Source organism: Pseudonocardia nigra, from assembly GCF_019396355.1.
Lineage (GTDB): Bacteria > Actinomycetota > Actinomycetes > Mycobacteriales > Pseudonocardiaceae > Pseudonocardia > Pseudonocardia nigra.
In genome coordinates, this window is record NZ_JAHKRK010000247.1 from 1 (window position 1) to 10,725 (window position 10,725).

Sequence of the window (10,725 nt, forward strand, 5' to 3'; positions counted from 1 at the left end):
CCCCGGGCAGCCTCCCCGCACGGCGGTGGCCACCGTCGTGCGGGGCATCGGGGTGAGCGGCCTGAACCCGAAGGGACTGCTCGTCCTCGTCGCGATGCTGCCCCAGTTCACCACTCCGCAGGCGGAGTGGCCGGTGGCGGGCCAGATCACCGCCCTCGGCGTGGTATTCACCCTGACCTGCGCCGTGGTCTACCTGATCGTCGGCGCGTCGACCCGCCGCATCCTGCACTCCCGGCCACACACGGCCCGTGCCGTGTCCCGGGTGTCCGGCGTCTGCATGATCGCGATCGGCGCCGCCCTCCTGGCCGAGCACCTCCTCACGTGACCTATGTCCAGAGCCGCGCGGGCTCACGGGCCGCCGGTCCGTGCGACGGCCCGTGAGCCTGGTGCGGTGGCTACCCGCGCTGCTCGGTGACCGGCTCGTCGTGGTTGTGCACGTGCGCCTCACCGGCGTGCTCGCTGCCGAAGTCGACGTGCGGCACGTGGGCGTGGGAGAGCTCGGCGTGGTCGTGCTCGTGCGAGTGCCGCGCCGCCAGATGCTCGAACGTCCCGGCCGTCTCACTCCAGTTGTGCGTGACGTGCCAGTGCTCGTGTTCGTGGACCGTGGCCTCGTGGGTGTGCTGTTCGAACTGCTGCCCGGTCATGCCTGCCTCCTCCACTCGAGAGGTGCGAGTTTCCCGCTCGTCGACGCGTGAAACGCCATGCGTCACTCCGCGGGGCAAGGCGCCGGAACGCCGTCCATGTTTCACCCGGCGACGACCACGATGGGACGGCGGCCGACCGGATGCGGAACAGCGGGTCGCCGGTGGCGGCTCGGCGGCGCGGCGATCGACAGCCGTCCCGGGATCGAGCGAGCGCGTCGACTACCGACCGTGACCATTTCGAGCGGGTGGACGGCAGTCGCCGATGAGCGCCCAACCCGGGGCCTCGCGCCACCGCTGCCCCCGTGACCTGGGGAGACCCGGGAAAAGGGGTCGACTCCTGGCGGGACAAGCGGCGGGACCGACGGTGCAGCAGCAACTCACCGTGCTGCTACTTTGCCACCCGTGACCAGATTCGGCCGTCGGGCCAGCGTCGTGTTCCTCAGCATCGCGGCCGGCGGGGTGCTCTTCGGCAGCGCCGCCCTCGCCGCGTCCCCCGACGGGACGTCCGCCGAGACGGTCCAGCGGGCCCAGGCCGACCTCGTCGCCGCCACCAACGCCGCGCGCGAGGCGGCGGGGTGCTCACCGGTCGAGGCCGACGCCGAGTTGCACGGTACGGCGCAGCGGCACGCCGAGGAGATGGCCGAGCGCGGCTACCTCGAGCACACCGGTCGCGACGGTGCGACGCCGTCGGACCGCATCGGGGCGCACGGCTACGCCGACGCGTACGGCGAGAACCTCGCCCACGGCTATCCCACGGTGCTGGAGGTCATGGAGGTCTGGATGAACTCCCCGGAGCACCGCACCAACATCGAGAACTGCTCGTTCACCTCGATCGGTGTCGGCTACGACGGCGCCGGCCACTACTGGGTGCAGGACTTCGGGGCCTGACCCCGCGCACCCCCGTCGACAACCGGCGCCGGGGGAACGGGCGATGTCGACGGCAGCGGGGCCGGGACAAGGGCCATCACCGCCTTCGGTCCGCGGTTGCGACCCGGCTGGACAGCGCGTAGTAGAGGCCTGCGACGTCCTCGATCGGTAGCCGCTGCCGCTTGCGCTCGTCGAGCGCCGCGACCTCGATGACGTCGAGCAGACCGGACCCGTGCACCAGCACGGCTGCGCGGGCCGCCAGGCCGCTCGGCACCCCGCGCTCGGCCAGTTCCGCGGCCCGCTCGCCGAGGGCCTTCGTCTCCCGCCCGCGCAGCAGCGACGGCAGCCCGGGCATCAGCCGGCGGACCTGCGGAGCGAAGCGGTCGATCTCGGCTGGTACCGACAGCGGCTGCGGGCGGTTGGTGAGCAACCAGCGCGCCGCACCGTCGAGCAGGCGGCGCGACTCGAGCACGACCTCGTCGGCCGGCGCGGTGGGCACCGAGGCCGGGAGTGCGGCGACGTCGTTCCACAGGTCGGTCAGGTCGAAGACGGCGGTGGCCACCCGGAACGCGCGCATCGCGTCCGCCGGCGTGGCCCCCGAGTCCTCGGTCAGCCGGAACCCGTAGGTGATCCCGCCGCCGGCGACCATCTCGTTGACGAGCGCAGTGGCGACGATCTCCCGCCGCAGCGGGTGCGCGGCGACGGCCGTGGGGAACCGCTCGACCAGCACCGCGGGGAACGCGTCGGCCACGCAGCAGGCGAACTCGGGCAGGTCGGGCACGCCGCTGCGGAGGATCTCCGCCTTGAGGTCGAGCTTGGTGTGTGCGAGCAGGACCGCCAGCTCCGGCGAGGTGAGCCCCTCGCCCGCGCGCTCCCGCTCGGCGATCTCCTCGGGGCCGGGCGCCACCTCGAGCGCGCGGTCCAGCCCGCGGCGGCGCTCCAGGTCGTCGATCATCCGCGCGTGGACCGGCAGCCGGGCAGGGGCGGACATGCGGGCGAGGCCGAGCTCGGCGTTCTGGGCCCGGTTGTCGGCGAGCACCAGCCGGGCGACCTCGTCGGTCATCTCGGCGAGCAGTGCGTTGCGGCCTGCCCGGTCGAGCTCGCCGGCCGCCACCAGGCGGTCCAGCATGATCTTGATGTTGACCTCGTGGTCGGAACAGTCGACGCCCGCCGAGTTGTCGATCGCGTCCGTGTTGATCCTGCCGCCGCCGCCGGCGAACTCGATCCGCCCGCGCTGGGTCGCCCCGAGGTTGCCGCCCTCGCCGACGACCTTCACCCGCAGCCGGGCGCCGTCGACCCGGATCGCGTCGTTCGCCTTGTCGCCGACCTCCGCGTGGGACTCGCCCTCCGCCTTCACGTAGGTGCCGATCCCGCCGTTCCACAGCAGGTCCACCGGTGCCAGCAGGATCGCCCGGATCAGCTCCGGTGGGCTCAGCACGCTCACCTCGTCGGCGAGTCCCAGCGCGGCGCGCATCTGCGAGCCGACGGGCACCGCCTTCGCCGTCCGCAGCCACACCCCGCCACCCGGGCTGATCAGGCCGCGGTCGTAGTCGTCCCATGACGAGCGCGGCAGGTCGAACAGTCGGCGGCGTTCGACGTGACTGCGCGCCGGATCGGGATTCGGGTCGACGAACACGTGCCGGTGGTCGAACGCCGCCACCAGCCGGATGTGCTCCGACAGCAGCATCCCGTTGCCGAACACGTCGCCGGACATGTCGCCGACCCCGACGACGGTGACGTCCTCGGCCTCGGGATCGGTCCCCAGCTCGGCGAAATGGCGCTTCACGCTCTCCCAGGCGCCACGGGCGGTGATGCCCATGGCCTTGTGGTCGTAGCCGACCGACCCGCCGGAGGCGAACGCGTCCCCCAGCCAGAACCGGTGCTCCGCGGCGACCGCGTTGGCCAGGTCGGAGAAGCGGGCGGTGCCCTTGTCGGCGGCGACGACGAGGTAGGAGTCGTCGCCGTCGTGGCGCACCACCCCGGACGGCGGCACCGTCGTCAGCGCGCCGTCGGGCCCGGTCACCACGTTGTCGGTGATGTCGAGCAGTCCCGCGACGAACGTGCGGTAGCAGTCCTGCACCTCGTCCGGACCGGGTGCGGGCGCCCGGACGACGAACCCGCCCTTCGCCCCCACCGGCACGATCACCGCGTTCTTCACCGCCTGCGCCTTGACCAGGCCCAGTACCTCCGTGCGGTAGTCGTGCGGCCGGTCCGACCAGCGCAGCCCGCCCCGCGCGACCCGACCGAACCGCAGGTGGACCCCCTCCACCTGCGGCGAGTACACGAAGATCTCGAAGCGTGGACGCGGCGCCGGCATGTCCGGCACGGCCGTCGGATCGATCTTGAACGAGATGTGTCGCCGTCCGGTGAACCAGTTCGTCCGCACCGTCGCGTCGACCAGGGCGAGGAGGCCGCGCAGGATCCGGTCCGCGTCGAGCCCCGTGACCTCGTCGATCAGCGCGGTCACCGCGGCCATGGCGGCCGCCGAGCGCTGCGCCCGCTCCTGCGGGGACGGCTCCGGGTCGAACCGGGCGTGGAACAGGTCGATGAGCGCGCGGCTCGCCGGCGGGTGGGCGAGCAGGATCTCCGCGACGTACTCCGGTCCGAATGGGCCCCCGAGTTGGGCGGCGTAGCGGGCGTAGGCCCGCAGCACCGCCACGTCCCGCCAGCCGAGACCGGCCCGCAGGACCATGGCGTTGAACCGGTCGGCTTCGGCATCGCCGCGCCACATCCCGCGGAAGGCGGCACAGAACCGCTCCTGCGTGTCGCGGCGACCCGGACCGGCCAGGCTGCGGGCGGTCACGACGTCGACCGCGAGGGCGAAGTCGTAGAGGAAGCACGTGCTCCCGTCCGGGCGGATGATCTCGAAGGGGCGCTCGTCGAGCACCTCGACGCCGAGGCTCTGCAGCGCCGGCAGCACGGCCGACAGCGAGACCCCGGCCCCGAGCAGGAACAGGCGGAAGTGCACCTCGTCGCCCCGGGGCTCGCTCGAGAGCTCCAGGTGCGGTTCGTCGCCGAGCTCCCGGATCCGCCTCAGGTCGGCGAGCGCCCGCACCGGGTCGACGCTGTCCCGGTAGCCCTGCGGTACCCCGGCCAGGTAGTCGACGATCTCGTCGTCCCCGTTGCCCGCAGCATCGAGCACCCAGTCGTCCCACGACAGGTTCGCGGCCGCGAGCTGCGCCTGCAGCCGGTCCCGGTCCGGCGCCGGGGACGCCGGGTCGACCTGGACGGTGAAGTGGACCAGGGCGAGCCCCGGCTCCCCGAGCTCCACGCTGTGGTCGATGCGCCACCCGCCGAGCTCGCCCAGGAGCACCTTCTGCATCGCGGAACGGGCGTGCGGGGAGTACCGGTCGTGCGGAAGGTAGACCAGGCAGGAGAAGTACCGGCCGTAGGGTTCCCGGCGCGCGAACAGGCGCAGCCGCCGCGGCTGGGTGAGCCCCAGCACGCCGACCGCCGTGTCGTGCAGGTCGTCCGGGGTGGCCCAGAACAGCTCGTCGCGCGGGTGCCGGGAGATCACGTCGAGCATCCGCTGCCCCGACCAGGACTCCAACGGGACTCCCGCCAGCCGCACCGCCGCGCGCACCCTCCGCTCGACCACGGGGGTGTCCAGCACGTTCTCGTGCAGCGCGGCAGCCGTGAACAGCCCGACGAACCGGTGCTCGCCGACCACGCCGCCGCCGGCGTCCAGGATCACGATGCTGAGATGGTGGGGATGCTCCGGACGCAGCACCCGGCTCGGTGCGCCGGATCGCGTGAGCACGACCGGCGGCCGCGCCCCGGCGTCGACGGCGAGCTCGCCGGGCACACCGTCGGGCACGTCGGCCCTCCGGAGCACGCCGAGGCCGGAGCCCGGCACCGCGCGCAACCCGGTGCGCCGGTCGACCTCGTGGCGCCGGTACCCGAGGAACAGGAAGCGGCCGTCGTGCAGCCACTGCAGCAGCCGGGCGGCGTCCGGCCGCTCGTCGCCGGGCGACCCCGGCCGCTCGAGGAGCTCGGCGGCCACGTGCTGCACGGTCGCAGCGATCTCCTCCCGGTCCTCGGCGACCTCGCGGACGGCGCGGAGGACCTCGGACAGCTCGGCCTCGAGGTCCTCGTTCTCGTCGGTCGAGATCGGGTCGAGGTCGAGCCGCATCCACTCCTCGACGAGGGCGTCCGGCGGCGCGTCCTCCGGTGCGACGGCCGGCAGCGCCTCGACCAGCTCGCCCCCGCTCCCGCGGCGCACCACCACCATCGCGTGGATGACCCGCCGGACCCGCTGGCCGGCCCGCCCGACACCGGCCAGCACCGACTCGACGAGGAACGGCAGGTCGTCGCTGATCACGTCCAGGACGGAGGGGTGGCCGGGCGCCGCAGCGCGGACGTCGACGATCGGCTCGCCCACCGTGCGGCGGCGGGCCAGGCGCCGGTGGGCGCGCGCGGCGGCCTCGAGGGCCGCCGTGGCTGCGGCCGGGTCGTCCGATCCGAGGGAGACCGCGGGCGTGTGCCGGGCGTACAGGCGGCACAGCTCAACGAACCGCGGGTCCAGCACGTCCGCGGATGCGTCCCGCTCCCGGGTGTGGCTCATCGCCCCTCCCCGAACCTCCGTCACCGAGGGGACCGGCCACACTAGCGGGGTTTGGACGTCGAGGCCCTACCTGCCCAGAGCTCGCTGCGATCCGTCGGGAGGTGTGGTGCAGCACGGGGTCGTCAGCCGGATGCACCCGCAATGACGGCGAGCGCCGCGGCCCTCCGGTGCAGCGGGGTCCTGGTCCGGCGCAGCGAACGCGGGCGACGGGATCAGCTCACCGGCGAGCGGTTCACCGAATGTGGAAGCGCTCCGGTTTCCAACAACGTGATCGTGCGGGACACCACGCGCCACTCCGGTCCGTAGCCGTCGAACGGGCTTACGAGGTTGAACACGCCGCCCTCGCCGGGCACTGTCGGCACGAAGTCGGGCGGAAGGCAGATGGTCAGCAGACGTCGCTCCATCGGGCGATCCTAGGACTCTCTGTAACCGCGGCCGCACGGGAAGTGCTCGACGATGACTGTGGGTGCAGCTGCCCGCGGACGGGCTAGCTCGCCCGGGTGACATGAGTAGAACAAGCGTTCGAACTGGGGTAGGTTGCCGACGCGGCCGCCGGTGGCGGGGAAGGTCACCGGCGTCCGCGACCGGCAGCCGACGTCCGGGGGAGTCCACCCAAGTGATCAGTGCCGCCGATTCTCATACAGCTCGATGGCGCGCTGTGAACACCGCAACGGCACTGGCGGCCATGTCGAGCTGCACGAGGTCGTTGGAGACGTAGCCGTTGCCGCCGGTGCCGTCGCCGTTGGGCACGATCTCGGCTCGCAGCATCGCCGACCATCGCAGCCCGTGCACGCTCGGCGCGGCGAGTGGTCTCGATCAGCAGGTTGACCGCTTCGGTGGGTCCGTTGGAGGTGGCGCGCGCGGTGTCGAAGTAGGCGAGCATTTCCGCTCGCCAGGCGCGCAGGGTGCGGCCGAGGCGCGCGACCTCCGGGACCGGGCAGCTCAGCGCGTCGGTGATCGCCTTCTCGGCGCGGGTGCGGCCGGTGGCGGGGTTCGCGGTGGGGTAGGCGGCCATGAGGTCCTGGGCGAGGACCCAGGCGGCGGTGACCTCGCCGTTCGGGTCGCCGGCGTCGAGGCGGGCGCGCAGCCGCTGCCAGCCGCGCTGGTCGAGCCGGTCGGCGCGGCGGCGCAGCAGCCGGCGGGCGCGGTAGAGCGGGTCGTGGGTGTGGCCGCGGTGGCCGAGGGTGTGCTGCTGGACGCGGCGGCGGACGTCGTCGAGCGCGCCGAGGCCGAGCTTGCACACGTGGAACGGGTCGAGCACCCGGGTTGCGGCGGGCAGCTGGTCGGCCAGCGCCGTGGCGTACCCGCGGAACGGGTCCAGCGCCGCGGTGCTGATCTGCGCGCGCCACGCCGGGGGCCGGGCGGCCAGCCAGCGGCGCAGCGCCGTCCCGGAACGGCCCTCGACCACGTCCAGCAGCCGCGCCGGGCGGCCCGGGGTCAGGTCCATGATCCCGGTCGCGTACTGGGTGCGTCGCCGCAGCCCGGCGCGCTGCCAGGCGTGCTCGTCGACCCCGATCGCGGTCACCCCGTCGAGCCGGGCCGGGTCGTGCACGGCCGGCTCGCCGTGCGCGCGGACCTGGCGCATCACGGTGTGCCAGGACACCCCGAGCGTGCGGGCCTGCCCCGCCACCGTCGCGCCCGCCCGCACCTACGCGACTCCTGCGGCGGCGGCCCGGTCGGTGAGCACCGCGCGCGGCGCGATCGCGTCGTGGCGCTCGGTCCAGGTCCGCTTCGGACAGCGCCGGTGCGGGCACTCCCACACCCGCTTGACCCAGCACAGCACCACCGGCCGCCCGGCGATCGACAGGTCCCCGACCCAGGTCGGGCGCCGATCTTTCGGCCTGGCCACCGCCCCGCAGCCGGGACATCCGACCAGCTCGGCGGTCGTCTCGATCATCAGCTCGAGCTCGCCGCCGGCGTCCGCGCCCGCGAGCACCCGGAACCCGTCCAACCCGAACAGCGCAGCCGGCACCGACCCGATAGCGTCCGTATCCACCTGGGGCCCTCTCCGATCCTCGTGATCTCTTCGCCGTGATCACGGATCGTGAAGGCCCCAGGCCCGTCCTCGCCGCAGCTTGACAGTGCGTGTCGCCCGCTCACCTCCCAGCTTCAGGACGGAGAGCCGAATTACGCTTCTGCCAGCATGTGACGACATCGATTTCGCGGACCTTCTTTGTCCTCGGGTCCACATAGTAGCGACTGTGGTGCGAGTATTCGGGCTGAGCTTGTTCAAATACTGCCGCAACTCGCAGTTTGAGTGGATATCCGCTCCTTCGCAGCGAGTTGCGGACCTTCGTCGCGAGGTCGGGCACGTCCTCATCGGTCACACCTGCCATCGTCCTGCCCGCCTCGACGGCGGGTCACTGGACCCTCCCTCGCTGCCGGGCGAGGACTGAGCGCTGCGCCGCGACCCCTCGCCACGGGTGGATAGGCGGCACGTGCCCTCTCCGCGAGCACTCGGAGACTGCACGGGTGCACCGCCCGCCCGGCTTGTGGCCCGGCAGAACACACCCGACAGTGCCCGGTCCGGTCGTCCACGTGGATGCGCAGCAGGGTGTCGGCGACCCCGAACGTGACCATGAACTTGATGATCTCGTCGTCGCGCTCAAGCACGGCGGTGCCGCCCGGACTCGCAGCTGGGCTGCGTGCGAGCCCGGGCGCCGCCGACGTGTGGGTGCACGTCGCGGCCGCGGGGCAGGCGGCGGCGTCCGGTCCGGAAGAACTGCGTGACCAGGGCGAGGAGTGCAACCACGCCCGCTACGGTTGTGTAGTCCGGTCCATTCCGACAGGGACGATCACGGTCATCCCGGTCAGGGGGGCGTGTGGAGCCGAACGTGGACCTGCGGGCCGCCCGGCTGGCGCGTCCGTCGATGCGCATCCCCGGCCAGCCGCTCAGCCGCGCGGAGGTGGCCGAGCTGGTCGCGGCCGAGGTGTTCCGGCGCACCGGCCGCGAGGTGCCGGTGGACGCCCACTACGTGGCGAAGCTGGAGCGCGGCGCGATCCGCTGGCCAGGGCGCCACTACCGGGAGGCGCTGCGCGCCGTGCTCGGCGCGGCCGACGACGCAGAGCTGGGGTTCCACCCGCCGCAGCGCGGCGATGGCGCACGTGTGTCGCCCGCACTCGTCGAGGCCGTGGTGGCCGACGGCGACGGGGACGGCAGTGACGTGGACGCCTGGGAGCGCCTGAGGGCGGTGGTCGAGCAGCCCAGCCGCGTGGACCACGCCGTGGTCGAGCGCCTGGCCGCGGTGCTCGCGCAGCAGCGCCAGCTGGAGGACGTGGTGGGTGCCCGGCAGGTGCTGCCGTCGGTGCTCGCCGAGGTGGAGCTGATCGACCGACTGGCCGCCGAGGCGCGCGGTCCGGTGCGCACCGCGCTGGTGCAGCTGGCGGGGGAGTACCGGCAGTTTCTCGGGTGGATGGGCGAGGACTCCGGCGCCCCGGCGGCCGCTCTGGCGCACTACGACCGGGCGATGGACGCCGCGCAGGAGACCGGCGACCACAACATGGTCACGTCGGTGCTCTCGCTGAAGTCGCACCTTGCGTGGTCGCAGCACGACGCCGTCCGCGCCGTGGGCCTGGCGGAGGCCGGGCAGCGTGACCCGGACCGGGTGAGCCACGGTGTCCGGGCGCTGATCACCCAGCAGGAGGCGCGCGGGCACGCGCTCGACGGTGACGCGACCGCGGTGGACCGGCTGATGGACCGCACCGAGGAGCTGACCGCGGCCGTCGCCGAGCACCCGGAGGACGAGCCGCCGTGGGTCTACTTCCACGGGCCGGACCGGGTGCTGTTCCAGCGTGGGGTGGCGTACCTGGAGCTGGGCCGCCACGCGGAGGCGGTCGAGCTGTTCGACGCCGCTCGCGCCCGCCTGCCACGGACGTACCGGCGCGATCACGGGCGGTATGCCTCGAACCTGGCGCTCGCCGCGGCGCTCGACGGCCAGGTTGACCGGGCGACGACGGTCGGCCGCGAGGCGCTCACCCTGGCCGTGGAGACCAGCAGCGTGCACACGGTGGCGGACCTGGGCCGGATGCGCCGCGCGCTGAAGCGGTGGCGCACGGACCCGGCAGTGGTCGAGTTCGACGCCGCGGTGCGCGAGGCCAGCCGCTCCGGCCTCGGCGGGCGGCGGCAGCACCGCTGATAGTGCTGGACCATCACTTCCGAGGCCTGCAAAGCTTCCGGCGTGACGGAACAAGTGCCACGGAGGACTCTGAGTTCGTGTGGTCGATCCTCGCCGATTCGTATTCGGCAATCGAGGTGGCCTGGAGTGAATTCCTTGGTACCGCGCTGAGTAGCGGCACGAGCATGTCTCGGGGGCCTAAGATCCCAAGAACCTCTCCTCGCTCCGACGTTCTAATGGTCGGGGAGATGTCCGGCGTGCTCGCGGCCAGTGCCATCGGTGGGCACCTCAGCCTGTTGTCGCGTGCGTACTGGCCGCCGCGTACCGATCACGACTTCACGCCAGTTGATCAACTGGCGATACATCCACGGCACGGGCGGCGCTGGAGGCGGCCGCAATCGTGTGCTGGGCACTGAGGTGATCTCAGCAAGATCGTAGCGCGACGTGAGCGCGACACGCTCATATCGGACAATCTGCGCGGTGCTGGTGAGAGCGTGGGGTCCCCCGATAGGGAGTTCTCACCACAAGATCGACC

The 10,725-nt window shown here is 72.8% G+C and carries 8 protein-coding genes; 3 read left to right on the forward strand and 5 right to left on the reverse strand.

Features of this window, described 5'->3' with window-relative positions:
• A partial coding sequence (locus KME75_RS35920; RefSeq protein ID WP_219419400.1) for a LysE family translocator occupies positions 1–325 on the forward strand: 325 nt, incomplete at its 5' end.
• A 70-nt stretch (positions 326–395) separates the two neighbouring features.
• Here the strand turns inward: KME75_RS35920 and KME75_RS35925 are convergent.
• Positions 396–644: a hypothetical protein gene (locus KME75_RS35925; protein ID WP_219419401.1), complete on the reverse strand. Its 249-nt coding sequence runs from the start codon at positions 642–644 to the stop codon at positions 396–398.
• A gap of 402 nt (positions 645–1,046) precedes the next feature.
• Here KME75_RS35925 and KME75_RS45360 point away from each other — a divergent pair, with 402 nt between their 5' ends.
• Positions 1,047–1,532 (forward strand): CAP domain-containing protein, encoded by a 486-nt coding sequence (locus KME75_RS45360; RefSeq protein WP_219419402.1) that lies wholly within the window; start codon positions 1,047–1,049, stop codon positions 1,530–1,532.
• A 76-nt stretch (positions 1,533–1,608) separates the two neighbouring features.
• Here KME75_RS45360 and KME75_RS35935 read toward each other — a convergent pair whose 3' ends face one another.
• The 4 genes from KME75_RS35935 to KME75_RS35950 form a co-directional block, all read right to left on the reverse strand.
• The gene (locus KME75_RS35935; protein WP_219419403.1) at positions 1,609–6,075 is read right to left on the reverse strand and encodes an NAD-glutamate dehydrogenase; all 4,467 of its coding nucleotides are present in this window, start codon (positions 6,073–6,075) and stop codon (positions 1,609–1,611) included.
• 212 nt (positions 6,076–6,287) lie between these two features.
• A complete protein-coding gene (locus KME75_RS35940; protein WP_219419404.1) occupies positions 6,288–6,479 on the reverse strand; it encodes a hypothetical protein in 192 nt (63 codons plus the stop codon).
• 164 nt (positions 6,480–6,643) lie between these two features.
• Entirely contained in the window at positions 6,644–7,723 is a 1,080-nt protein-coding gene (locus tag KME75_RS35945; protein WP_219419405.1) for an ISL3 family transposase, read from the reverse strand.
• On the reverse strand, positions 7,724–8,071 hold the full coding sequence (locus tag KME75_RS35950) for a transposase family protein (RefSeq protein ID WP_219419406.1): 348 nt from the start codon (positions 8,069–8,071) through the stop codon (positions 7,724–7,726).
• Between the two features lie 826 nt (positions 8,072–8,897).
• Here KME75_RS35950 and KME75_RS35955 point away from each other — a divergent pair.
• On the forward strand, positions 8,898–10,211 hold the full coding sequence (locus KME75_RS35955) for an NsdA family TPR-like regulatory protein (protein ID WP_219419407.1): 1,314 nt from the start codon (positions 8,898–8,900) through the stop codon (positions 10,209–10,211).
• Positions 10,212–10,725: the final 514 nt, after the last annotated feature.

Excerpts from the sequence above, each read along its gene's own strand:
- KME75_RS35940 (WP_219419404.1), bottom strand. The coding sequence starts at position 6,479 with ATGGAGCGACGTCTGCTGACCATCTGCCTTCCGCCCGACTTCGTGCCG.
- KME75_RS35935 (WP_219419403.1), bottom strand. The coding sequence starts at position 6,075 with ATGAGCCACACCCGGGAGCGGGACGCATCCGCGGACGTGCTGGACCCG.
- KME75_RS35925 (WP_219419401.1), bottom strand. The coding sequence starts at position 644 with ATGACCGGGCAGCAGTTCGAACAGCACACCCACGAGGCCACGGTCCAC.